Below are 24,135 nucleotides of genomic sequence, written 5' to 3' on the forward strand. Positions count from 1 at the left end.
GTAACACACCGGTTTTTGGTACCGACATTCAAGGTTCGAGTCCTTGTAGGCCAACTTAATCCTTACGAAGTTCGTGAGGATTTCTTATAAAAACTGATTATTCTGTTTTAATTTTAAAACATTGTTTTTATATTTGTAAATAACTTATTGGCCTATGGTGTAATTGGTAACACACCGGTTTTTGGTACCGACATTCAAGGTTCGAGTCCTTGTAGGCCAACAAAAAAGCTTCTTAATCGTAAGATTTTGAAGCTTTTTTTAGTTTACTAAGTGTTTTTTTAATTGACTACTTCTTTTAGCGCTTCGATGACTTTTTTACTATTTCCAATAAAAATTTTATCATCAACTATAAAAACAGGACGCTTTAAAAAAGTATATTCTTCTAAAATAAACTGTTTGTACTCGTCTTCGGTAATTGTTTTGTTCTTTAAATCTCGTTCTTTGTATAACCTAGCTCTTTTATTAAACAAACTTTCATAGCTATCTGTTAGCTTTCTCATTTCTTCTAGCTGATTAATAGTTACAGCATTTGTTTTTATTTCATGCTTTTCAAATCCGTCAATATTTACTTCTTTTAATATACGTCGGCAAGTATCACAAGTTTGTAAAAAATATACTTTCTTCATGGTTTAATAATTATCTTTGATGTACGCTAAAATAAGTAGAATAATGAATACGCAATTTGAAATTTTAAAAAAATCGAGAGAATTAGTTTTAAAAAAAATCGATCATTTATCAATAGAGCAATTACATAAAATTCCTGAAGGATTTAAAAATAATATTGCATGGAATGTTGCTCATTTGGTAGTAACACAGCAATTATTGAATTATAAATTATCGGGCTTAAACTGTTTGGCTTCTGATGAGTTAATAGAAACTTACAAAAAAGGAACTTTACCAACAGAAACATTTTCAGAAGAAGATTTTGAAGAAGTTAAAGAATTATTAGTAGGATTGCCAGATGCGTTGCAGGAAGATTATGAAGCTGGAATTTTTACTGAATTTAATGAGTATGAAACAAGCCTTGGTTTTACGTTAGACTCTATTGAATCAGCAATTTCTTTTAATAACTTACATGAAGGAATTCATTTAGGAACTATAATGGCTTTATTAAAGTTAGTGTAAATACTTATTGATTTAATTAAGAATTTGTTTTTAAATTTAGATAAAGATGAAATTCAACACAAAAACAATACACGGCGGTCAGGAGCATGAAGAGGCTACAGGTGCTGTAATGCCACCTATTTTTCAAACCTCTACATATGCGCAATCTAGCCCAGGTATTAATAAAGGTTATGGATACTCTAGAGGAGAAAATCCGTCACGAACTGCGCTCGAAAAAGCTTTTGCTTCGTTAGAAAACGGAACACACGGTTTTGCTTTTTCATCAGGTTTAGCAGCAATCGATTGTGTTTTAAGAACCTTAAACCCCGGTGATGAGGTTATTGCAGGTGATGATTTATATGGCGGAACGTATCGATTATTTACTAGAATGTTTGAGAAATATGGCTTAAAATTTAAGTTTGTTGATACAGATATTGTTGAAAATATAACAAATGCAATATCAGAAAACACCAAGTTAGTTTGGTTAGAAACACCAACTAATCCGTTAATGAAAATAGCAGACATAGCATTGATAACCAAAGCTGTAAAATCAAAAAAACCTACTATTTTAGTAGGTGTTGATAATACATTTGCAACACCATATTTACAACGTCCTTTAGATTTAGGTGCAGATATAACAATGCATTCAGCAACAAAATACTTAGGCGGGCATTCCGATTTAATAATGGGAGCCCTAATGGTTAAAGACGCTAAGTTGGCAGAAGAGTTACATTTTATACAATTTGCTGCTGGTGCTATCGCAGGCCCGATGGATTCATTTTTAGCTTTAAGAGGTATTAAAACATTGCATTTACGCATGCAGCGTCATTGTGAAAACGGTAAAGCTATAGCAGCATATTTAGTGAAACACCCAAAAGTAAGTGATGTTTATTATCCAGGTTTAGCGAATCATCCAAACCATGATATCGCAAAAAAACAAATGGATGGTTTTGGCGGAATGGTTTCTTTCCGTTTAAAGGATGAAAGTAAACAGGCAGCTTTTACGTTTCTAGAGAATACTAAATTATTTACATTGGCAGAATCTTTAGGCGGTGTAGAAAGTTTGGTAAATCACCCTGTAACAATGTCGCACGGATCTATACCAGAAGAAGCGCGTTTAAAAATAGGAATTACAGATTCTCTTATCCGTTTGAGTGTTGGGATAGAGGATATAACAGATTTAATTGCTGATTTAGAGCAAGCTCTTTTAAAATAGTTTGAGCGTTAAATATATAAGCAATAAAAAATCCGAAGTTTTTAAACTTCGGATTTTTTTATAAGCGTGAACTGTAAAAAGTAACAAGGTTACTATTTAGCGTCAGCATATCTTTTTTCAACCTCGTTCCAGTTAATTACTTTAAAGAAAGCATCAATATAATCAGGACGACGGTTTTGGTAGTTTAAGTAATAAGCATGTTCCCAAACATCTAATCCTAAAATTGGAGTTCCGCCACAAGTTACACCTGGCATTAATGGGTTGTCTTGGTTTGGAGTAGAACAAACTTCTACTTTTCCACCTGGATGCACACATAACCAAGCCCATCCTGAGCCAAACTGAGTTGCAGCAGCCTTAGAAAAAGCTTCGATAAAAGCATCTTTAGATCCAAATTCAGCTTCAATAGCATCTTTTAAATCTCCTGATAAATAACCTCTATCTTCTGGATTCATTACTGTCCAGAATAAAGAGTGATTGTAAAATCCACCTCCATTATTACGAACTGCACCATTACTCATATCTAAATTAGCAAGAATATCTTCAATAGATTTTCCTTCTAAATCAGTACCAGCAACAGCAGCATTTAATTTTGTAGTATATCCGTTATGGTGTTTGCTATGGTGAATTTCCATAGTTTTAGCATCTATATTTGGTTCTAATGCATCATATGCATATCCTAATTTCGGTAAGTCAAAAGCCATAATTGTATGTTTTTTAATAAGTTAATAATTCATTAATATAATTGTAAATTTAACCCAAAAAAATAAGGCAAACAACTGTTTGCCTTATCGATAATTTATTTAGGTATAAATAATAGTTATTCTTTAGTAAGTTGGTTTTTCATCGGCAGAAAACTCATTCATAAATCCTTCGGCTTTTTCTACCATTTGTTTACTACCACAATAAAAAGGAACACGTTGGTGTAATTCGGTTGGGTTGATATCCATTATTCTTGTAAAACCATCAGTTGCTTTACCACCAGCTTGCTCACATATAAATGCCATAGGGTTACATTCGTATAATAAACGTAATTTACCGTTAGGTGTTATTTTTGTTGATGGATATACGTAAATTCCACCTTTAATCATGTTTCTATGAAAATCGGTAACTAATGAACCCACGTAACGAGCGGTATAAGGCCTGTTATCAGCTTCGTTTAATTCTTTACAGTGAATTAAAAAACGCTTCATTCCTTCTTGAAAATACGTAAAATACCCTTCGCTTACTGAGTATATTTTACCAATTTCAGGAAATTGCATATTTGGATGAGATAAGTAAAAAGTACCGATAGCTGGATTTAATGTAAACCCGTTTACTCCATTACCAGTTGTAAAAACTAGCATTGTAGAGGTACCGTAAGCAACATAACCTGCGGCTACTTGTTCGCTTCCTTTTTGTAAAAAATCTTCTTTGGTTACCGGTGTACCGTCTGGAGAAACTCTTCTGTAAATAGAAAAAATGGTTCCAACAGATACATTTACATCAATATTAGATGAACCATCTAAAGGATCCATCAATAAAACGTATTTATTTTCGTTTGTTTTACTTTGACCTTCAACAATTACAAAATCATCTTCTTCTTCACTCGCAATACCACAAACAATTTCACGGTTAATTAGCGTTTGTTTAAAAAGATCATTCGCTAAAACATCTAGTTTTTGCTGTGCTTCACCTTGAATATTAACATCACCGGCAGCGCCTGTAATATCAACTAACCCTGCTTTTCTAATTTCGTGGTTTACCACTTTGGCAGCCAGTCGTATAGAGTTTATTAAACGAGATAGCTCTCCCGAAGAATATTTAAAATCTCTTTGATTTCCAATAATAAACTCTCCAAGAGTCATGTGCTTGTTATTCATGTCGAATTTTTGTGTTGTGTACAAAGATGCCAACTTTTTTACGTTTCTACAACGATTTAGTATTTTAAAATTTTTAACAAAAACATACGATGTGTTTTAATTTCCTATTTGTTTTAAAGGAATATTATAAAAATTATCTTTACACAAAAATTTTTATAATGAGTTTTAAAGTTAGATCAGGAGAAAAAAAAGATGCGGCATCAATACTTAATTTAATTGTTGAATTAGCTGTTTTTGAAAAAGAACCTAATGCGGTAGAAATTACTGTTGATGATATAATTCGTGATGGATTTTCAAATAAACCTAAATTTAAAACGTTCGTAGCAGAAGAGTTAGATGGTACAATTGTAGGAATGGCACTTTTTTATGAGCGTTATTCTACATGGAAAGGAAAAACACTTCATTTAGAAGATTTAATGGTTACTGAAGCTAAAAGAGGAATAGGAGCAGGAAAAAAATTATATACTTCAATTATGAAATATGCACAAGAAAACAGCTTTAAAAGAGTTGCTTGGGAGGTGTTAGACTGGAATGTAAATGCGATAGAGTTTTATAAAAACACAGGCGCAACAGTATATGACCAGTGGAGAGTTTGCCATATGAATGAACAAAGCTTAACACAATTTTGCAATGAGAATATTTAAGTTTGGTGGTGCATCGGTAAAAGACGCTGATGGAGTAAAAAATGTAAGTCGTGTTTTACAACAAGAAGGTATAAATGGTGTATTGATTGTTATTTCTGCTATGGGGAAAATGACAAACGCTTTTGAGAAAATTATAGATGCGTATTTTTATAAAAAAGAAAATCTAAAAAGCACTATAGATTTTGTTGAAGATTTTCATAAAAAAATTATTGAAGACTTATTTCCAAAAAATCATCAAATTTATAATAAAGTAGATTCTTTATTAGGTGATTTAAGCGGTTTTATGGCTCGAAATAAATCACAAGAATACAATTATGTATACGATCAAATGATTGGGTATGGTGAGTTATTATCTACAAATATCGTAAGTGCATATTTATTAGAAATTGGAATAAACAATAAGTTTTTAGATGTAAGAGATTATATAAAAACAGATGTTAATTATAGAGATGCAAAAGTTAATTGGGAATTAACAGAGAAGATAATTAAAGAAAATGTAGCTACTTCACAATTAAATATAACTCAGGGTTTTATTGGTAGTGTTGGTGTAGAAACAACAACCTTAGGAAGAGAAGGTTCTGATTATACCGCAGGAATTTTTGCTTATTGTTTAGATGCCGAAAGTGTTACGATTTGGAAAGATGTTGATGGAGTTTTAAATGCAGACCCTCGTGTATTTACTAAAACAGAATTATTACATGAAATTTCGTATACCGAAGCTATAGAAATGGCTTTTTATGGAGCATCGGTAATTCATCCAAAAACAATTCAGCCATTAGAACAAAAAGACATTCCGTTATTTGTTCGTTCTTTTGATGATCTTTCTAATAAAGGAACTTGTGTTGGTAGAGGAAATAAAATCACACCCGAAGTTCCTTGTTTTATTGTGAAAAAAAATCAGATTTTGGTTTCGATATCAGCAAAAGATTTCTCTTTTATGGTAGAGAGTAATATTAGTGATATTTTTAAAAAACTAGATAATTATAAGTTGAAAGTAAATCTAATTCAGAATTCAGCAATCAGTTTTTCGGTTTGTGTTGATGATAAGTACAACAACTTTGATGCTTTTTATAGCGATTTAAAGACAAAATTTAATATAAAATCTTATAAAGAGGTAACTCTTTATACTATTCGTCATTTTAATGAAGAAGCAATAAAAGAAATAAGAAAAAAAGGAAAATCGATTATTAGTCAGATTAATACTGAGACAGCGCAGTTGGTAATACAATAAAAAATGAAAATATCGCAAAATTCAGTTATATTTGCATTTATGCCAAATTTGAATTAATGGGATTAGTTACATCAAAAGAAATTGCTAAAGTTATTGGAGTTGATAAGTTCGGTGCTGCCGGAACTTTTTTGGGTTGGACGTTGATGAAAATTTTACGTATTTCTGCGGTTAACAGATTGTATGATAATAATAAGGATAAATCGGATTTAGATTTTTTAAACGGTCTTTTAGATGATTGTAAAATTGAGTTTGAAGTACCCGAAGAAGATTTTAAAAGAATTCCAAAAACAGGTCCTTTTATAACAATATCTAACCATCCCTTAGGAGGGATTGACGGTATTTTATTGTTGAAATTACTAGTTGAAAAAAGAGCAGACTATAAAATCATTGCCAACTTTTTATTACACAGAGCAGAGCCTTTAAAGCCTTATATAATGCCTGTAAATCCTTTCGAGAGTCGAAAAGATGCAAAATCTAGTGTGGCAGGTATTAAAGGAGCATTATTGCATTTACGTGAAGGAAAACCATTAGGTATTTTTCCAGCAGGAGAAGTTTCTACCTACCGAGATGGAAAATTAATGGTAGATAAACCTTGGGAAGAAGGAGCTGTGCGCTTAATTAAAAAAGCAAAAGTGCCTGTAATACCTATTTATTTTCATGCTAAGAACAGTCCGTTATTTTACGTGTTATCTAAAATTAGCGGTACGTTAAGAACGGCTAAACTTCCATCAGAAGTAATTTCAAGTAAAAAGAGAGTAATAAAAGTAAGAATAGGAAAACCTATTTCGGTAAAAGACCAAGAACAATATAAAGATATACCTTCTTTTTATGAGTTTATAAGAAGAAAAACATATATGTTGGCAAATCCGTTTGAGAAAGCTTCACAGAAAATTTTATCAAGCAAGAATTTAAAAATACCTAAAAAAATAAGTAAAATAACCTCTCAAAGAGTTCCTGATTTATTTATTAAAGAAGTAAACGACCTAAGAGAAAAAGGAAGTAGACTGTTACAAAGTAAGAATTACGAAGTGTTTTTTGCAAGTGCAAAAGAAATACCAAATCTTTTACATGAAATAGGTCGATTACGAGAAATTACTTTCAGAGAAGTAGGTGAAGGAACCAATAAAGCAATTGATTTAGATAAATTCGACAGGTATTATCACCACCTTTTCTTGTGGGATAATGTGCAAAATGAATTGGTAGGTTCTTATAGAATGGGTCTAGGTAAAGATATTTATAAAAAACATGGAATTAACGGTTTTTATATTCATACTTTATTTAGAATAGAGCCAGAGTTGTATCCGATGATGCAAAATACAATTGAATTAGGTAGGGCTTTTATAGCTAAAAGCTATCAACAAAAACCAATGCCTTTGTTTTTATTATGGAAAGGAATTGTGCATACAACATTACGATACCCAGAGTATAAATATTTAATGGGCGGAGTAAGTATTAGTAATCAGTTTTCTGACTTTTCTAAATCGTTAATGATTGAGTTTATGAAATCTCATTACTACGACCCGTATGTTGCACAGTACATTCATCCTAAAAAGGAATATAAAGTAAAGTTAAAGGATGCTGATAAAGATTTTGTATTTGATTCTACAGAAGCTGATATGCAGAAGTTTGATAAGATTATTGATGAAATTGAACCAGGAACATTACGTATGCCTGTTTTAATTAAGAAATATGTGAAGCAAAATGCACGTTTGGTTGCTTTTAACGTAGATCCTAAGTTTAATAACGCAATAGATGGTTTAATGTATATTAAGGTAGCAGAAATACCAGAAAGCACTGTAAAACCAGTAATGGAAGAATTTCAGGCCGAGCTAGAAAGACGCGCCACTGAAAACATGAATAAATAGTAGATTAACTACTTAGATAAACAAAAAAGCATTCTACTTGGTAGGATGCTTTTTTGTTGCTTAAAACGTAATAAAAAGAATTTTATATATGTTTTTTTTACCTTGAAGAGTTGTTTTTTTAAGCAATAAAATAAGAGTGTTTAATTTTTTAATAATCGTATCAGTCTTTTTTAAAAAGAAAACAGTTTTATAGTAAGTAATTTTACTACTGATATATAAACAGAAAAGCATCGTAAAAATTACGATGCTTTTCTGTTTTATAAAATTTAGGTTTCCTTATTTGAATAACCTAAAAATATCATTTCCGTTAGCAAATAGTAATAGAATAATAAGTAAAACAAAACCTGTTAACTGTGCATACTCTAAAAACTTGTCGCCAGGTTTTTTACCGGTAATCATTTCCCATAAGGTAAATACTACGTGTCCACCATCTAAAGCAGGTATCGGTAATAAATTCATAAAACCTAACATGATAGATAAGAAAGCGGTGATGTTCCAAAAAGATTGCCAGCTAAATTCAGCAGGAAATACGCTACCGATAGAAATAAATCCACCTAAACCTTTATAAGCACCTGTACTCGGGTTAAAAACCTTTTTCATTTGCTTAATATAGTTTGTTAAGGTAGTCCATGCTTTTGTTGTTCCGGCAGGAATCGCTTCACCAAAAGAATATGATTTCTCAGCTAATTCGTAATATCCTAATTTTTCTAAATCAGGTAACGATGCAGCTCCCCAAACAACCCCTAAGTTTCCGTGTTCAGAAACTTTAACAGGCACGTTTAAAACCTCTTTATTTCTTTTTAAAGTAACAGTAATGTCTTGCCCTTTTAAGCTTTTTAAAATAGGTTTTGCTTGATCGTAATATTTTATTGTTTGTCCGTTAATTGCAGTGATAATATCTTTTTTAAGAATATTTGCATCAGCATTTAATGAGTCTTTTTGTAAACCAGCAATTATGAAAGGATATCTTGGCGCGATAAAGCTACCAGCATTTTTACCGCGATCTATTAATTTAGAAATAAAATCAACAGGAATTACTTTTTCTACTTTTACACCATTTCTTTCAACAGTATAATTATTTCCATTAATAAACTCTAAAGGAAGTTCTCTAAATTTCTGAATTTGTTCACCATCAACAGAAAGTATTTTATCACCTGTTTGTAAACCTAAATCTTTACCTAACTGATCTTGTACCCAAATACCATCTTTTAAACTTTCGTTTGGTAAAAATTTTTCACCATAAGCATACATTAAGCAAATGTATATAACGATACCTAAAATAAAGTTTACAATTACACCACCTAACATAATTATTAAACGTTGCCATGCTGGTTTAGAACGAAATTCCCAAGGTTGTGGTGGTAATGCCATTTGCTCAGTATCCATACTTTCATCAATCATTCCAGATATTTTTACATATCCTCCTAACGGAATCCAACCAATACCATAAACAGTATCACCTATTTTCTTTTTGAATAATGAAAACTTATAATCGAAAAATAAATAGAACTTTTCTACTTTAGTTTTAAATATTTTAGCAGGAATAAAATGCCCTAATTCGTGTAAAACGATTAAAAGCGATAAGCTTAAAATAAATTGTGATGCTTTTATTAAAATTTCCATAAAGGTGTATATCTAAATTTAAAATCGGACAAATGTACGTTTTTCATAAGAGCTGTAAAAGTTTGTAGTATAGATGAGGTTTGGTTTTAACAAATCTTTTATGATATAAGATATATAAGCCTTGTTTTTAGTCGTATTTTTGCAAAAAATACACTAAAATGGATTTAAAATTCTTTAAAAAATCAAAAAGTACCATCATTTTTTTAATTGCTTTTTGTGCGGTGGGTATTCCTGTTTTTTATCATTTGGTAAAAGTAGAAGAAAAGTTACCTGTTTATAATCCAGCAGATATCAATCCAAGATTGGTAGATGTTTCTGTTAGAAAAAAGTCAAAAAATCATAAAATAGGTGATTTTAAATTGATCAATCAAAACGGAGAAACAATTACTAATGCCGATTATAAAGATAAAATTTATATAGCTGATTTCTTTTTTACGCGTTGTCAAACAATTTGTATTGTAATGGCTTATAATATGAGCGAATTACAAACACATTATAAAAATGATGATGATATTATGTTTTTATCACATTCGGTAACTCCGGTTATGGATAGTGTGCCTCAATTAAGAAAATATGCGGATGCGAAAGGTGTAATTGACGGAAAATGGAATGTTACTACAGGCGATAAAAAGCACATTTATAATTTAGCTCGTAAACATTATTTTGCTGTTTTAGATGAAGGTGATGGCGGAGAAAACGATTGGGTGCATACCGAAAACTTTGTTCTGATTGATAAAAAAGGACAAATTAGAGGCTCGTATGATGGAACCAAAAAAGAGAATATGCAAAAAATTATTGATGATATTACTTTATTAAAAGAAGAGTATATAAAGTAACTAGTTTAGTTATCAAAATATAAAAACGTCCTTCTTACATATAGTTATAAGGACGTTTTTTGTTTAATTGATCTGTGTTTTTTATTTTATTTTTTCTCCTTCTTCATTGAAATTCTTATTAACTTCTTGTTCTGTTTTAATTACAGATACCGCTAAAGATAATAACATAATAGCCATTGGTTGCCACGTTAATTCTTTAGCTATATATGCCAATATTAATGAAGCAATAAGTGAAATTGCAGAATAAATTAAGAATTGTTTATTAAAGTATGAATTAGCAAACTGCCAAACAACCTCATTTTTCATGGCTCTATTGGTTCGGTAACCATAAATAGCATTTATCTTTTTAGGTGGAAACATATAAAAAAGAATACTGAATACTAAGAGGATTCCGTTTACAGAAAGTACGTAATAATATGGATTCATTGTTTATTTTTTAATTGAAGAAATAATTCCTTTTAGTAAAATATTCATATCGGCATTTTTGGTAAGACCTGTACGAACGACTACTAAATTTTCGTTTGGCAAGATAAATACATTTTGTCCTTTATAACCATTAAAAGAATACATGTTTTTTGGCACATCCGGATACCTGTTACCTGCATTTAACCAAATTTGTGCACCATACCATCCGTCAGAACCAGGAGTTGGAGTTGTAGCGTAATCTACCCAATCTTTATCAAAAAGATGCTCGCCATTCCATTCTCCATTATGCAAGTATAAAAGTCCAAGTTTAGACCAATCTCTTGCCGTAGCCCAACCATAAGAAGAGCCTACATAATTACCACTCATATCGGTTTCTATCACCATAGAATTCATACCAATTTTATCGATTAACGCGCTGTACCAAAAATCTAAATATTCTTGATGCGTGTTAAATTGGTTACGAATTAACCCTGAAATTAAATTGGTGGTTCCCGAAGAATAGTTCCATGTTTCGTTAGGTTTTCCTGCAAGAGGTTTGTTTACTTGACTTTTAGTCATATCTTCTTCAAGAAAAAGCATTTTACTAACATCAGAAATTGTATTGTAATCTTCCAGCCATTCTAAACCAGAATTCATTTGTAGTAAATTATGAAGCGTAATGTTTTTTCGTTCATCATTTTTCCACTCTTCAAATAAATTATCAGAATTCACATATAATTTTCGTTCGCATTGCAAAATTCCAACAATAGTACTCGCAATACTTTTGGTCATCGACCAACCTAATTGTTTAGAATTTTTATCAAATCCGTCGCTATATTTTTCAGCAATAATTTGATCTTTATAGATAACTAAAACCGAACGAGTTTGATTTACATCGTTAAAAATAGTATCAATAGTTTCGTTAAGCTTTTTATAATCAATATTTGAAAATAGCGTATCTTTTTGATCAGCATTTCCATACGGAAACGGCGTAGAATTATCAGGTTTACTACGTTTAGGAACTAGTGTTTTTTTAGAAGCATCGTAATTATCATTTATTAAAACAGCACCTAAACCTTCTCTGTAAACAGCCTTTCTTTTTAAAAGACCAAAAGCACTACCAGTAGCCGATTTTTCTTCTTTATTTATAGCATCAGAAGTTAAGTTAATAGGAGAAAAATTATTGTCGTTTTCATCAGTAAATGCTAAACTTCTATCCGCTAAAAAAACTGAGGAAGCAGTGTTTTTTGCAGAGTAACCCGCCAAAATATTTAACTTCGGATAATTAAAATAAACAGCCACAACTAATATTACAACAACTAGTAAGAGTATTCTTTTTAAATTCTTCATATAAAACAATTTTAGCAAATGTAAGAATTTAATTGTTTGATGTTTGTATTTGAAAAAGCAAGCAGTACCTTTGTTTAAAATAATGATTTTTATATGTTTAATGTAGACGAAATTAGAGCTGATTTTCCTATTCTTAATAGAGAGGTACACGGAAAAAAATTAGTGTATTTTGATAATGGCGCAACTTCACAAACGCCACAAGTGGTTATTGATGCTATTGTTGATTATTACTCTAATTACAATGCGAATATTCATAGAGGCGTACATACTTTAAGTCAGGAAGCAACTGATAAGTATGAAGAAGCACGTCTTAAAGTTCAGAAGCACTTTAACGCAAAACAGTCGTACGAGATTATTTTAACAGCAGGTACAACGCATAGTATTAATATTGTAGCTTCAGGATTTGCAGCTTTGTTAAAAGAGGGAGATGAAGTTATCGTTTCTGCTTTAGAACACCACTCGAATATTGTTCCTTGGCAAATGCTTTGTGAAAAAACAGGAGCGATTTTAAAAGTGATTCCGATGGATGAAGACGGTTCATTACGAATGGATGTGTATCACGAGTTATTAAATGCAAAAACGAAATTGGTTTTTTGTAATCATGTATCAAATGCATTAGGAACCATAAATCCGATAAAGGAAATTATTCATGCAGCTCATAAATTTGGAGCTTATGTTTTAATTGATGGTGCACAAGCGGTACCGCATATAAAACCAGATGTTCAGGAGTTAGATGTAGATTTTTATGTAGCTTCTGCTCATAAAATGTGTGGCCCAACAGGTGTTGGTTTATTATACGGTAAAGAAGAGTTATTAAACTTACTGCCGCCATATCAAGGAGGGGGTGAGATGATTGAAACCGTAACTTTCGAAAAAACTACTTATGCTGGTTTGCCTCATAAATTTGAAGCAGGAACACCTAATATTTGTGGAGGAATTGCTTTTGGAGCAGCCATAGATTATATGAATGAAATTGGCTTTGAAAACATTGCAAAACAAGAAAGTGAACTGTTAGCATACGGGACGGAAGAATTAGAGAAAATAGAAAATTTAAAAATATACGGAACCACTAATAAAGCATCTGTAATATCATTTAATATCGAAGGAATTCATCCTTATGATATTGGTAGTATTTTAGATAAATTGGGTGTTGCTGTTCGTACAGGGCATCATTGTGCACAGCCTATTATGAATTTTTATTGTATTCCGGGTACGGTAAGAGCGTCATTTGCTTTTTACAATACCAAAGAAGAAATAGATGTTTTGGTAGCTTCTTTAAAAAGAGCACAAATGATGTTGAATTAAAACTTTCTTTTAGCGAATAACATTTTGTATCAAACAAAAAAACCTCACAGAATTTAAAAATCTGTGAGGTTTTTTAATTTAGAGTCTGTTTAAATTTTATCTAAAAAAAATATAACAGAAAATATAATAAATAGAATTCGTCAATCTGAACTTATTTCAGGTTCACATCCTGATTTGCCACAGTTCTACTTTTTATGCGATGCTGAACCAAATTCAGCATGACGATAATTTAATCTTATTTAAATATACAATCGTGTAAAAATGCCTAGCCCCGATTGAAGCATTTGTTTGAGCTCTTTTTTATTTTTCTTAAAAAAAGCGAGTGCAGAAAGCGGGAAATAGCTTCAAATTAATTTTACAGGTTCTTAATCTCTCGACATAAAAATCTGTAAAACATACCAAAACAACAACATTAAAGAAGCAAATAAGCCTAATGCAGCCGGTATATAATCGTCGGTAGAAAATTTGTTAACCAAGTTAGAAGTTTGGTATAAGATAGAACCTGCGGCTAAAACACACATTCCTATAGAAAACCACAAACCTAAGTTAAAACCAAATAAAGTACCCGCAATAATAAGTGCGATTGCAATAAAAAAACCAACACTTAAGCCTGCTTTTATAAAAGAGAAATCTTTTTTGGTGATAAATACAATTGATGATATTCCTACAAACAAGCCTAGGGTTACGATTCCGGCTTGTTTAATAATTTCAAAATTATTGGTATAAGAAATGGCCATATATATAAGCGGGATAAAATAAAAGCTTCTGCAAATACGTATCCCGAATATGCTAAATATTGTAAGTTCTTGTCCGATGTTTTTAAAGCCGTACTTTCTGCATAATTGGTAATTAACATAAAGCCTCCTAATAATAATAGCCATTTATAACCTTGGGTCATCGATAAAGCAAACTCCACTATTGTGGCATTTTGCAATAATAAATATTCAAATACGATAAATAAAAGCACACCTAAACCAACGTGCGCATAGGTTTTTTTGTAAAAAGCAACTCTATCTGTTTCTGATACTTGAGCCACAAGAACTTTATTGTTAAATGAGTTTTCCATAAATGTTTTTTTTAGAAGATAAAGATAGTTGTTTATGTAGAATTTATTTCTGTAGTTTGATTTTGATATAAATGTAATTTTTTAATGTTAAAAATGAATTGTTTTTATCTATTTGTGTTTAAAATTGACGTTTATTCTTTTTTTGGCATAAAAATTAAACAATTCATTTTGTTTGAAAGTAAGCGCTACAGGTGATTTTTAAAGGAAATTGTTGTTTTATTAACTTTTTGTTAACTTTTTAAAAAAAAAGTGTAGATTGCTCATTGTTAATAAACCCTTCAAATTATTAATTAATTGTCAGCAAATTAACTTTTTTGTTTGTGATTATTTATTTAATTAGGTTTTTAGCAAAGTATTATCCAAAGGAGATGATTATTAATTAAACTAATTTAAATTTTTTACAACATGAAAAGAATTTTTTTAACATTAGCGGTAGCTGCTTCCATTTTAGTAGGATGTCAAGACAATGCTAACGATGCTGTTTTACCTGAACAAGAAACAGTTGTTGATATGGGAGACTTTTATTTAACAACAGATGATAATCAAGCAAGAGGTGGGGCTAATGACAAGTGTCATTCTATGAAAGTTTTAAATCGTCAATTAAAAGAAAACCCAGGATTGTACAAAAAAATGTACGATATAGAGTATGCTACACGTAAACTTATTGCTGCTAAAGGAAAACCAACTAATGGTGGTGGCGGTAATGGTGGTGGAGGTACTACTCCAGAACCAGATAATTTAGGAGTTGTTAATATACCTGTATATGTACACGTTGTTTACAGTAATTCTCAACAAAACATAAGTAATGCACAAATAGCTTCGCAAATTACAGTTTTAAATGCTGACTTTAGAAAGCAAAATTCTGACGCAGGTAACACACCATCTGAATTTGCAGGTAGAGCAGCTGATTCAGAAATTACTTTCTCTTTAGCAGGAACTTTCAGACACTCTAACTCTACTTCGTCTTGGGGAACTAATAATGCAGTGAAATCTGCTTATCCTCCAGTAACACCAGCTACTCACTTAAATATTTGGGTTGCTAATATTGGTGGTGGTATTTTAGGATATGCTCAATTCCCAGGAGGTAGTTCTGCTACTGATGGTGTTGTTTGTTCTCCTCAATATTTCGGAACTACAGGTTATGTATCAGCTCCGTTTAATGGTGGTCGTACTATGACTCACGAAGTTGGTCACTACTTAAACTTACGTCATATTTGGGGTGATGGTAGATGTCGTCAAGATGATTTTGTAGCTGATACTCCATCTTCTGATGCACCTAACTACGGATGTCCTTCTTATCCTACAGTTAATTGTAAGTCGAATGATATGACAATGAACTATATGGATTATACTGATGATGCTTGTATGACAATGTTTTCTGAAGGACAAAAATCTAGAATGAGAGCTATTTTTGCAGCAGGAGGTTCAAGAGCTTCTATGTTAAACTAGAAAACATATTCTTTAAATTTTAGCATTTTAAAATAATGTTACATAATATAGTGTTAAAGGGAGTGATTTTATATTACTCCCTTTAATATTTTATAGGTTTTAATTTTTAATTTATTTTAAGAATACTTGTAGTTATTAGGTGTTCGTGTTTTTTATGATAGAGGCAATTGTATTTTAATCAATTCAGTCTTCTTAAAAACCAATAGCTCTTTTATTTATTGTGTTTTAAAAAAGAGTGCATTTTGTTAGGATTTGCCTGGTAGTACATGTTATATTTTATTTTTTTAAAAACGATTAAAACATGATATTTAAAACTCAACCTGAATAATCAATCCAGTTTTTTCATTTACCTTTAAGTAATTATAAAACACTTAAAGAACGCTTCTTCTAAGTTATTAGGGACATCTTTCCTTATAATATTTCTTTAGAATAGGAATTAGTTGAGGGTTTAACAACTTGGGGTTTGCTTACCTCAAATATTAGTAATATCACTAACTCAAACTTCTTCTTAACCTACTATCAATATATCTCCTAGACCGATTTAGGAGTCTGTACTTGGGTTGTAATAACTCTTTTTAATTTTAGCTTTTTATAAATAGTTTTTTAGTAAATAATTGAGTTAACAAGATTCCTTTTCTTGATAATTTATTATTAACCTTATTTTAGATGTGATAATTACAATAGCTGTTTTGTTATAAAGTCGATAAAAGAATACTTAGTTAAAAGCGCCTGATTTTAATTTCTGAAAATATACACTAGCCGCTTTTTTAACTTTTGGTGCTAAAATAAGCGTAGAAAGTACGGTTGGAATTGCCATTAAAGCATAAGCACTGTCCATTAAATTAATTACAAAATCTAGTTTAATAATTGAAGCTACTATAATTACTAAAACATAAAAATGATTGTAGTATTTACCAGTTTTAACACTTGTTAAATAACTTAAACAACTAAATCCGTAAAATGAATAGGTGAATAGGGTAGAAAAGGCGAAAATTAACACACAGATAGTTAAAATAATGCTTCCTGAGTGAAAAGGTAATACCGAATCGAAGGCAGCTAAAGTCATTGAGATACCGTTTCCGTCAAAACCTTGCCAAACACCTGATGATAAAATTGCCAATGCCGTTAATGTACACACCAACAAGGTATCTATTGCTGGGCCTAACATGGCAACTAAACCTTCTCTAATTGGTTCGTCTGTCTTTGCAGTTCCGTGCATCATTGGTGCGGTTCCTAAACCTGCTTCGTTAGAAAAAGCAGCACGTTTTACACCTGTAATTATTAAAGCACCTAAGGCACCACCTAAAACAGCATTACCAGAAAAGGCATCTGTAAAAATTAAAGAAATTATTGAAGGAATCTCATCTATTTTTATAAATAAAATAGTTATAACGGTTAATAAATAGATAACCACCATTAAAGGAACTAATTTACCTGCAACTTTTCCTATCCGTTGAATTCCGCCAAAAATTACGGTAGAAACAATGGCAGCAATGGTTATTCCTATTAGTAATTTAGCCGAAAACTCATTTGCTTCGTTCACATTAAAAACATCAATCATTGTTTGTGTTAATTGATTTGCTTGAAAAGCGGGTAAAGTTCCTACCAAACCAGCAGTAGCGAAAAACATAGCTAAAGGTTTCCATTTTTTACCTAAACCTTCTGTAATTACATACATTGGGCCTCCTTTTGCATTTCCTTCTTCATCTTCTCCTCTATACATAATAGCTAAAGTACAGGTGAAAAACTTAGTAGCCATACCTACAAAGGCACTTACCCACATCCAAAAAATGGCGCCAGGCCCCCCCATGGCAATAGCAATTGCTACACCACTGATGTTTCCCATTCCTACCGTTGCAGCAATTGCAGATGATAGTGCTTCGTAGTGCGATAAATCTCCAGGAGAATCTTTTTTATCATATTTACCTCTTAAAATTGCAATAGCATGGCCCATGTATTTAAAAGGAACTAGGCCAGAGTATACAAACAAGTACAGTCCACCACCTATTAATAATATTAATAGTGGCATTCCCCAAATCCATGATGAAAAATTGGCGACTAACTCTTGAATATCTGTAAGCATAAATACGTTTTTTTATAGGTAAATAATAAAGAGAGATTGAAATGTAACCTCTCTTATAAATTTTATTATTGAAAGAAGTTCTTTTTATTTAATACTAACTCCTTTTTTATTTAAGAGATCAATATCTCTAAAAAACCCTTCTTGAATTGTGCCTGCTTGAAAAATAAATGTTTTATCGTGTAGTACATTATTTTCAAAAAATGTAACCTGAAATTGGTTGTCTAATGCAAATAATTCAGGTTGCATTATTTCGAATTTAGAAAACGAATTAGCAGGTAATACATCTATTTTTCTACGGAACAATGATGTTTTTTTTGTTTCTGAAAAGCCTTGCGAAACAATAACAATCATTTCTAAAGGAACTTCTTTTTTATTGATGATATATACGCACCATTCATTAGCGCCGTCTTGCTCATTTTTTTCTAAAGTAATGGCTATTTCAACATTTTCTACTTTAGGGATTTTAATGTCTTTCTTCATTTTATATAGTTGTTAAATGCAAAAAGTTGAAAAGTAGAACTGAATCTATGCTTTTCAACTTTTGCTTTATTTTTGTATTAATTAAATTACAGATTTAAACTGTTCTAAGAAACGTTTATCATTTTCATAAAACATACGAATATCTGGTATTTGATATAATAGCATTGCTATACGTTCAATCCCCATTCCAAAAGCATATCCAGAATATACTGTAGGATCTATATTCGCATTCTTTAATACATTAGGATCTACCATACCGCACCCCATAATTTCTAACCAACCTGTTCCTTTTGTAATTCTGTAATCTGTTTCAGTTTCTAGTCCCCAGTAAATATCTACTTCAGCACTTGGCTCTGTAAATGGAAAGTAAGAAGGTCTTAAACGAATTTTAGACTTACCGAACATCTCTTTGGTAAAATATAATAAGGTTTGCTTTAAATCGGCAAATGAAACATCAGTATCAATATATAAACCTTCTACTTGATGAAAAATACAGTGCGATCTTGATGAAATATCTTCATTACGAAAAACACGACCTGGAGAAATTGTTCTAATAGGCGGCGTATTGTTTTCCATATAACGAACTTGTACCGATGAGGTATGCGTTCTTAATAAAGTATCTGGATTTTTATCAATAAAAAAAGTATCCTGCATATCACGTGCAGGGTGATATTCTGGTAAATTTAATGCGGTAAAATTATGCCAATCATCTTCAATTTCTGGACCTTCAGAAACTGTAAATCCAATTCGATTAAAAACTTCAATAATCTTGTTTTTAACTAAAGATATTGGGTGACGAGAACCTAAGTTTATTGCTTCAGACGGACGCGTTAAATCGCCATAAATACCATTTTCTTCAACAGCACTTTCTAAAGTATCGTTTAATTCGTTTACTTTTTCTTCAGCAGATTTTTTTAAATTGTTTAATGCCTGACCAAAGTCTTTACGCATGGCAGCATCTACATTTTTGAATTCAGCAAATAAATCTTTTAACAAACCTTTGCTACCCAAATATTTTATTCTGAAAGCTTCAACTTCATCTTTAGAAGTTGCTTGAAAAGCCTTTACATCACCAATCAATTCTTTTACCTTATCTAACATCTTAATTTTTTCGGAATATTTAGGTTGCAAATTTATGCTTTTTTAATGAAAAAAAGTGTTGGTTTTTAGAAGAGTTCTCGACTATTGAGCTCAATAGAATAAAAACTATTGGTATTTTTAAGAAAATAGGTAAATAATTGTTTTTTTTAAATTTAACAAATTGTAAATTAATTATATTTGCCTAACAAAATTGTTTAAATCATAATACAACATAATTAAAATTATGGAATCTAAAATAAATGCATTTATAGAATACGTTAAAGAACGTAATTCTAATGAGCCAGAATTTTTACAAGCTGTACATGAAGTTGCAGAAACTGTAATTCCATTTATAGAAAACAATCCTAAGTACCAGGATAAGAAATTGTTAGAAAGAATGGTAGAGCCAGAGAGAACTTTATTGTTTAGAGTTGCTTGGGTTGATGATAAAGGAGAAACACAAGTTAACAGAGGTTACAGAGTTGAGTTTAACTCGGCAATTGGACCTTATAAAGGAGGTTTACGTTTTCACCCATCTGTAAACTTATCAATTTTAAAATTCTTAGGATTCGAGCAAGTATTCAAAAATTCATTAACTACTTTACCAATGGGTGGAGGAAAAGGAGGTTCTGACTTTAATCCAAAGGGAAAATCTGATCGTGAAGTAATGGCATTTTGTCAAGCTTTTATGTCTGAGTTATTCCGTCATATTGGAGCTAATACTGATGTTCCTGCGGGAGATATTGGAGTTGGAGGTAGAGAAATCGGATTTATGTTCGGTCAATATAAAAAATTACGTAACGAATTCGTTGGTGTTTTAACAGGTAAAGGCCGTTCTTGGGGTGGATCTTTAATAAGACCAGAAGCTACAGGTTATGGTGATGTGTATTTTGCACAAAATATGTTGAAAACTAAAAACGATTCTTTTAACGGTAAAACAGTTGTTGTTTCAGGTTCTGGAAATGTAGCTCAATATGCAACTGAAAAGGCTACTGAATTAGGAGCTAAAGTGGTTACTATGTCAGATTCTTCAGGTTATATTTATGATGCTGATGGAATAGATGCTGATAAATTAGCTTATGTGATGGAAATTAAAAATGTTCGCAGAGGTAGAATTAGCGAATATGTTGATAAATATCCAAATGCTAAATTCTTTGCAGGTGAAAGACCTTGGGGAATTAAATGTGATGTAGCTTTACCATGTGCAACTCAAAATGAGTTAAATGGTGAGGAAGCTAAAACATTATTAGCAAATGGATGTATTTGTGTTGCAGAAGGAGCAAACATGCCTTCTACACCAGAAGCTGTTGAAGCATTTCAAGAAGCGAAAATTTTATTCGCTCCAGGAAAAGCATCAAATGCAGGTGGAGTTGCAACTTCTGGTTTAGAAATGAGTCAGAACTCATTACGTTATAACTGGACAAGAGAAGAAGTTGATGCTAAATTAAATCAAATAATGAATGATATTCACGCTTCTTGTGTTGAATATGGTACTGATGAAAACGGTTTTGTTGATTACGTAAAAGGAGCAAATATTGCAGGTTTCGTGAAAGTTGCCGATGCAATGTTAGATCAAGGAGTAGTATAATTATTACTTTTTATTATATTTTAAAGCACGCTATTTATAGCGTGCTTTTTTATTCAGTATTTTCGATGAAAATTTTTATAATGAGTAGATCTAAAAGAAAAAATACATTTACCATTGCCTTTTATAATGTAGAAAATTTATTTGATACCGTTAATAATCCTTTAACAGCGGATGACGATTTTACGCCTAAGAGTAAACGAAATTGGAATCATCAAAAGTATCTTCATAAAATTAAAAAACTAACCTCAGTTGTAAGTAAAATAGGGAGTAATCAATCGGCTTATCCGCCTATTATAGTTGGTTTAGCAGAGGTTGAAAATGCAAAAGTGGTTAAGGATTTAATTCGGCATAAAAATTTATCAAAATATAATTATAGTTATGTTCATTACGATTCGCCTGATGAAAGAGGTATCGATGTAGCTTTTATTTATAATAAAGATTTTTTTGAAGTTATTTCTACAAATACACATTCTCTCTATTTAAAAGATTCAGAAGGTGAGGTTGATTATACGCGGGATTTATTAGTTGTAAAAGGAAAGTTAAATGGCGAATTAGTACATGTTTTGGTCAATCATTGGCCATCGAGAAGAGATGGAGATGAAGAAACAAGTTTAAAACGTATTAAAGCAGCTAAACAAGCCCAGGAAGTAATAAAGAATATTAAATTAAAAGAAAAAAACGCTAAGTTTATTATTATGGGCGACTTTAATGATAATCCAATAAGTGAAAGTGTTAATAATTTTTTGGTTACTGATGATTTATACAATCCTATGAAACCTCTATTTAAAAAAGGAAAAGGAACTTCTACTTTTTATAAAGAATGGCATTTGTTCGATCAAATTATATTTTCAAGAGATTTTTTTGATTCGAGTAAAAGCAGATTTACTTTTGTAAAGGCCGATATTTTAAATAAAGAATGGTTGCGGTTTTATAAAGGGAAGTTTAAAAATAGCCCGTTTAGAACATATGTTGGACCATGGTATCAAGGAGGTTATTCAGATCATTTTCCTGTGTACCTTACTTTCGAAAAAGAAGTATAAAAAAATCCCGAGATACTATCTCGGGATTTTTTTATGTATATAATGATAACTATTTATTCAACAGTTACAGATTTAGCTAAATTTCTAGGCTGATCTACATTTTTTTCTAACATCACAGCGATATGATATGATAGTAATTGAAAAGGAATTGTAGTTAATAAAGGAGTAAAAGCTTCTTCAGTATCAGGAACTTCTATAACATGATCTGCAATTTCTTTTACAGTCGTGTCACCTTCAGTTACGATGGCTATTATTTTACCACTTCTAGACTTTATTTCCTGAATATTACTAACCACTTTTTCATAATGTCCTCTACTTGTTGCTATTACAAAAATTGGCATATTTTCATCAATTAAAGCAATAGGACCATGTTTCATTTCTGCAGCAGGATAACCTTCTGCATGTATGTATGAAATTTCTTTTAGTTTTAATGCGCCTTCTAAAGCCACAGGAAAGTTAAATCCTCTACCTAAATATAAACAGTTTTTAGCATCTTTATAAACCTTTGCTATTTCTTTAATTTGTACATCGGTTTTTAGTAGTTTTTCTACTTGCGCTGGAATTTGTTGTAAGGCTTGTAAGTAACTATTTACAGCAGAAGTTGATAAAGTACCTTTTGCCTTAGCTAATTTTAAAGCAATTAAAGAAAGTACTGTTATTTGTGTTGTAAATGCTTTTGTTGATGCAACTCCAATTTCAGGACCAGCATGCGTATAAGCACCAGCATGTGTTTCTCTAGCGATAGAAGAACCAACAACATTACAGATTCCGAAAACAAATGCACCTTTAGATTTTGCTAATTTAATTGCCGCTAAAGTATCAGCTGTTTCTCCTGATTGAGAAATAGCAATAACCACATCATTTTCGTTAATAATCGGATTGCGATATCTAAATTCAGATGCATACTCCACTTCAACAGGAATACGAGCCATATCTTCAAAAAGATACTCTCCTACTAATCCGGCATGCCAAGAAGTACCACAAGCAACAATTATAATTCGGCTTGCATTGGTAAACTTAGAAATGTTATCATCAATACCAGCCATACGAATTATCCCTTCATTAGGTAACATTCTTCCTCTGTAGGTATCAATGATTGCTTTAGGCTGTTCGTAAATTTCTTTTAGCATAAAGTGTTCATAACCTCCTTTTTCAATTTGCTCTAAGCTTAATTGAAGTTTTTGGATGTTAGCATCGATCTCTTTATCTGTCTCGATTTTACGAATCTTTATACCTTTATTTTTTTTGATGATAGCTAATTCACCATCTTCTAAATAAATGGCATCTTTAGTATATTCAATAAAAGGAGAAGCATCAGAAGCAACAAAAAACTCTTCGTTGTTCTTCCCTACGCCAATTGCAATAGGACTTCCTAGCCTGGCTACAATTAGCTCGTTAGGTTTGTTTTTATCAAAAACAGCAATAGCATACGCTCCAATAACATTTGTAAGTGCTAATTGTACTGCTTTTCCTAATTTACAACCTTCATTTTTTTTAACTTCTTCAATAAGATTTATTAAAACCTCAGTATCAGTATCACTTTTAAAGGTGTAACCTCTTGAAATTAATTCTTTTTTTATAGTGTCATAATTTTCTATAATTCCATTATGAACAATAACTAAGTCTTCTGATTTTGAAAAATGTGGATGAGAATTCGTATCATTAGGAACTCCATGAGTTGCCCAACGAGTGTGCCCGATTCCTATAGTTCCTTTTTTTCTTTTTTCATCATTATTGGTGATGATTTCTAGATCAGAAACTTTTCCTTTAGTTTTTGATAAGTGAATTTTTTCGCCATCGTACATCATTATTCCAGCACTATCATAACCTCTATACTCAAGGCGCTTTAACCCATTTATAACAATTGGGTAAGCATCTCTATGACCTATGTATCCTGTGATTCCACACATA

22 protein-coding genes and 1 tRNA gene are annotated in these 24,135 nt (G+C 31.3%); 11 read left to right on the forward strand and 12 right to left on the reverse strand.

The genetic code is table 11. The annotated features are described in order from the left end of the window. The first annotated feature begins 148 nt into the window (after positions 1 to 148). Positions 149 to 220 (forward strand) — tRNA-Gln (locus P2G10_RS11930). A 58-nt stretch (positions 221 to 278) separates the two neighbouring features. Here P2G10_RS11930 and P2G10_RS11935 read toward each other — a convergent pair. Continuing rightward, on the reverse strand, positions 279 to 626 hold the full coding sequence (locus P2G10_RS11935) for an arsenate reductase family protein (protein ID WP_275316810.1): 348 nt from the start codon (positions 624 to 626) through the stop codon (positions 279 to 281). A gap of 43 nt (positions 627 to 669) precedes the next feature. On the opposite strand from P2G10_RS11935, the gene P2G10_RS11940 reads away from it, so the two are divergent. Continuing rightward, complete coding sequence (locus P2G10_RS11940) at positions 670 to 1,125, forward strand: DinB family protein (protein WP_275316811.1); 456 nt, start codon at positions 670 to 672, stop codon at positions 1,123 to 1,125. 46 nt (positions 1,126 to 1,171) lie between these two features. After that, complete coding sequence (locus P2G10_RS11945; protein WP_275316812.1) at positions 1,172 to 2,320, forward strand: cystathionine gamma-synthase; 1,149 nt, start codon at positions 1,172 to 1,174, stop codon at positions 2,318 to 2,320. 92 nt (positions 2,321 to 2,412) lie between these two features. Here the strand turns inward: P2G10_RS11945 and P2G10_RS11950 are convergent, their stop codons facing one another. Continuing rightward, entirely contained in the window at positions 2,413 to 3,021 is a 609-nt protein-coding gene (locus P2G10_RS11950; protein ID WP_275316813.1) for a superoxide dismutase, read from the reverse strand. A gap of 123 nt (positions 3,022 to 3,144) precedes the next feature. Then, positions 3,145 to 4,179, reverse strand: a complete 1,035-nt coding sequence (gene fbp, locus P2G10_RS11955; RefSeq protein ID WP_218771988.1) for a class 1 fructose-bisphosphatase — start codon at positions 4,177 to 4,179, stop codon at positions 3,145 to 3,147. Positions 4,180 to 4,337: 158 nt separating this feature from the next. On the opposite strand from fbp, the gene P2G10_RS11960 reads away from it, so the two are divergent. The 3 genes from P2G10_RS11960 to P2G10_RS11970 are packed head-to-tail and all read left to right on the forward strand — an operon-like array spanning position 4,338 to position 7,919. After that, a complete protein-coding gene (locus P2G10_RS11960) occupies positions 4,338 to 4,823 on the forward strand; it encodes a GNAT family N-acetyltransferase (protein ID WP_218771989.1) in 486 nt (161 codons plus the stop codon). Continuing rightward, the gene (locus P2G10_RS11965; RefSeq protein ID WP_275316817.1) at positions 4,810 to 6,054 is read left to right on the forward strand and encodes an aspartate kinase; all 1,245 of its coding nucleotides are present in this window, start codon (positions 4,810 to 4,812) and stop codon (positions 6,052 to 6,054) included. The genes P2G10_RS11960 and P2G10_RS11965 overlap by 14 nt, the downstream gene beginning before the upstream one ends. 56 nt (positions 6,055 to 6,110) lie before the next feature. Beyond that, entirely contained in the window at positions 6,111 to 7,919 is a 1,809-nt protein-coding gene (locus P2G10_RS11970; RefSeq protein WP_218771991.1) for a GNAT family N-acyltransferase, read from the forward strand. Positions 7,920 to 8,195: 276 nt separating this feature from the next. Here the strand turns inward: P2G10_RS11970 and rseP are convergent, their stop codons facing one another. After that, positions 8,196 to 9,542 (reverse strand): RIP metalloprotease RseP, encoded by a 1,347-nt coding sequence (gene rseP, locus P2G10_RS11975; protein ID WP_218771992.1) that lies wholly within the window; start codon positions 9,540 to 9,542, stop codon positions 8,196 to 8,198. Between the two features lie 158 nt (positions 9,543 to 9,700). Between rseP and P2G10_RS11980 the strand changes: the two genes are divergently transcribed. Next, positions 9,701 to 10,378: an SCO family protein gene (locus tag P2G10_RS11980; RefSeq protein WP_275316818.1), complete on the forward strand. Its 678-nt coding sequence runs from the start codon at positions 9,701 to 9,703 to the stop codon at positions 10,376 to 10,378. A gap of 81 nt (positions 10,379 to 10,459) precedes the next feature. On the opposite strand, the gene P2G10_RS11985 is transcribed toward P2G10_RS11980, so the two are convergent. Next, complete coding sequence (locus P2G10_RS11985) at positions 10,460 to 10,804, reverse strand: SdpI family protein (protein WP_275316819.1); 345 nt, start codon at positions 10,802 to 10,804, stop codon at positions 10,460 to 10,462. 3 nt (positions 10,805 to 10,807) lie between these two features. After that, entirely contained in the window at positions 10,808 to 12,133 is a 1,326-nt protein-coding gene (locus tag P2G10_RS11990; RefSeq protein ID WP_275316820.1) for a serine hydrolase domain-containing protein, read from the reverse strand. A 93-nt stretch (positions 12,134 to 12,226) separates the two neighbouring features. Here P2G10_RS11990 and P2G10_RS11995 point away from each other — a divergent pair, with 93 nt between their 5' ends. Then, positions 12,227 to 13,438, forward strand: a complete 1,212-nt coding sequence (locus tag P2G10_RS11995) for an aminotransferase class V-fold PLP-dependent enzyme (protein ID WP_275316822.1) — start codon at positions 12,227 to 12,229, stop codon at positions 13,436 to 13,438. A 365-nt stretch (positions 13,439 to 13,803) separates the two neighbouring features. On the opposite strand, the gene P2G10_RS12745 is transcribed toward P2G10_RS11995, so the two are convergent. Both P2G10_RS12745 and P2G10_RS12750 read right to left on the reverse strand, forming a co-directional pair. After that, positions 13,804 to 14,235, reverse strand: coding sequence for a Bax inhibitor-1/YccA family protein (locus tag P2G10_RS12745; protein WP_338056321.1), 432 nt, complete (start codon positions 14,233 to 14,235; stop codon positions 13,804 to 13,806). Then, a complete protein-coding gene (locus P2G10_RS12750; RefSeq protein WP_338056322.1) occupies positions 14,121 to 14,504 on the reverse strand; it encodes a hypothetical protein in 384 nt (127 codons plus the stop codon). Before P2G10_RS12750 ends, P2G10_RS12745 begins: the two co-directional genes overlap by 115 nt. Before the next feature lie 405 nt (positions 14,505 to 14,909). Here P2G10_RS12750 and P2G10_RS12005 point away from each other — a divergent pair, with 405 nt between their 5' ends. After that, positions 14,910 to 15,953, forward strand: a complete 1,044-nt coding sequence (locus tag P2G10_RS12005; RefSeq protein ID WP_275316823.1) for a zinc metalloprotease — start codon at positions 14,910 to 14,912, stop codon at positions 15,951 to 15,953. A 715-nt stretch (positions 15,954 to 16,668) separates the two neighbouring features. Here the strand turns inward: P2G10_RS12005 and P2G10_RS12010 are convergent. The 3 genes from P2G10_RS12010 to pheS form a co-directional block, all read right to left on the reverse strand. Beyond that, positions 16,669 to 18,036, reverse strand: a complete 1,368-nt coding sequence (locus P2G10_RS12010) for an alanine/glycine:cation symporter family protein (RefSeq protein WP_275316825.1) — start codon at positions 18,034 to 18,036, stop codon at positions 16,669 to 16,671. A gap of 84 nt (positions 18,037 to 18,120) precedes the next feature. Then, a complete protein-coding gene (locus tag P2G10_RS12015; RefSeq protein ID WP_218772000.1) occupies positions 18,121 to 18,516 on the reverse strand; it encodes a hypothetical protein in 396 nt (131 codons plus the stop codon). 81 nt (positions 18,517 to 18,597) lie between these two features. Further along, the gene (gene pheS, locus P2G10_RS12020) at positions 18,598 to 19,617 is read right to left on the reverse strand and encodes a phenylalanine--tRNA ligase subunit alpha (RefSeq protein WP_218772001.1); all 1,020 of its coding nucleotides are present in this window, start codon (positions 19,615 to 19,617) and stop codon (positions 18,598 to 18,600) included. Between the two features lie 223 nt (positions 19,618 to 19,840). Between pheS and gdhA the strand changes: the two genes are divergently transcribed. Together gdhA and P2G10_RS12030 are read left to right on the forward strand one after the other, a co-directional pair. Continuing rightward, positions 19,841 to 21,184, forward strand: coding sequence for an NADP-specific glutamate dehydrogenase (gene gdhA, locus P2G10_RS12025; protein ID WP_218772002.1), 1,344 nt, complete (start codon positions 19,841 to 19,843; stop codon positions 21,182 to 21,184). An 80-nt stretch (positions 21,185 to 21,264) separates the two neighbouring features. After that, entirely contained in the window at positions 21,265 to 22,224 is a 960-nt protein-coding gene (locus P2G10_RS12030; RefSeq protein WP_275316827.1) for an endonuclease/exonuclease/phosphatase family protein, read from the forward strand. A 53-nt stretch (positions 22,225 to 22,277) separates the two neighbouring features. Here the strand turns inward: P2G10_RS12030 and glmS are convergent, their stop codons facing one another. Further along, positions 22,278 to 24,134 (reverse strand): glutamine--fructose-6-phosphate transaminase (isomerizing), encoded by a 1,857-nt coding sequence (gene glmS, locus P2G10_RS12035; protein ID WP_275316828.1) that lies wholly within the window; start codon positions 24,132 to 24,134, stop codon positions 22,278 to 22,280. Position 24,135: the final 1 nt, after the last annotated feature.

The organism is Tenacibaculum bernardetii (assembly GCF_029125915.1).
Lineage (GTDB): Bacteria > Bacteroidota > Bacteroidia > Flavobacteriales > Flavobacteriaceae > Polaribacter > Polaribacter bernardetii.

Coding starts and splice junctions, on each gene's coding strand:
- P2G10_RS11935 (WP_275316810.1), bottom strand. CDS start 626: ATGAAGAAAGTATATTTTTTACAAACTTGTGATACTTGCCGACGTATA.
- P2G10_RS11940 (WP_275316811.1), top strand. CDS start 670: ATGAATACGCAATTTGAAATTTTAAAAAAATCGAGAGAATTAGTTTTA.
- P2G10_RS11945 (WP_275316812.1), top strand. CDS start 1,172: ATGAAATTCAACACAAAAACAATACACGGCGGTCAGGAGCATGAAGAG.
- P2G10_RS11950 (WP_275316813.1), bottom strand. CDS start 3,021: ATGGCTTTTGACTTACCGAAATTAGGATATGCATATGATGCATTAGAA.
- fbp (WP_218771988.1), bottom strand. CDS start 4,179: ATGAATAACAAGCACATGACTCTTGGAGAGTTTATTATTGGAAATCAA.
- P2G10_RS11960 (WP_218771989.1), top strand. CDS start 4,338: ATGAGTTTTAAAGTTAGATCAGGAGAAAAAAAAGATGCGGCATCAATA.
- P2G10_RS11965 (WP_275316817.1), top strand. CDS start 4,810: ATGAGAATATTTAAGTTTGGTGGTGCATCGGTAAAAGACGCTGATGGA.
- P2G10_RS11970 (WP_218771991.1), top strand. CDS start 6,111: ATGGGATTAGTTACATCAAAAGAAATTGCTAAAGTTATTGGAGTTGAT.
- rseP (WP_218771992.1), bottom strand. CDS start 9,542: ATGGAAATTTTAATAAAAGCATCACAATTTATTTTAAGCTTATCGCTT.
- P2G10_RS11980 (WP_275316818.1), top strand. CDS start 9,701: ATGGATTTAAAATTCTTTAAAAAATCAAAAAGTACCATCATTTTTTTA.
- P2G10_RS11985 (WP_275316819.1), bottom strand. CDS start 10,804: ATGAATCCATATTATTACGTACTTTCTGTAAACGGAATCCTCTTAGTA.
- P2G10_RS11990 (WP_275316820.1), bottom strand. CDS start 12,133: ATGAAGAATTTAAAAAGAATACTCTTACTAGTTGTTGTAATATTAGTT.
- P2G10_RS11995 (WP_275316822.1), top strand. CDS start 12,227: ATGTTTAATGTAGACGAAATTAGAGCTGATTTTCCTATTCTTAATAGA.
- P2G10_RS12750 (WP_338056322.1), bottom strand. CDS start 14,504: ATGGAAAACTCATTTAACAATAAAGTTCTTGTGGCTCAAGTATCAGAA.
- P2G10_RS12005 (WP_275316823.1), top strand. CDS start 14,910: ATGAAAAGAATTTTTTTAACATTAGCGGTAGCTGCTTCCATTTTAGTA.
- P2G10_RS12010 (WP_275316825.1), bottom strand. CDS start 18,036: ATGCTTACAGATATTCAAGAGTTAGTCGCCAATTTTTCATCATGGATT.
- P2G10_RS12015 (WP_218772000.1), bottom strand. CDS start 18,516: ATGAAGAAAGACATTAAAATCCCTAAAGTAGAAAATGTTGAAATAGCC.
- pheS (WP_218772001.1), bottom strand. CDS start 19,617: ATGTTAGATAAGGTAAAAGAATTGATTGGTGATGTAAAGGCTTTTCAA.
- gdhA (WP_218772002.1), top strand. CDS start 19,841: ATGGAATCTAAAATAAATGCATTTATAGAATACGTTAAAGAACGTAAT.
- P2G10_RS12030 (WP_275316827.1), top strand. CDS start 21,265: ATGAGTAGATCTAAAAGAAAAAATACATTTACCATTGCCTTTTATAAT.
- glmS (WP_275316828.1), bottom strand. CDS start 24,134: ATGTGTGGAATCACAGGATACATAGGTCATAGAGATGCTTACCCAATT.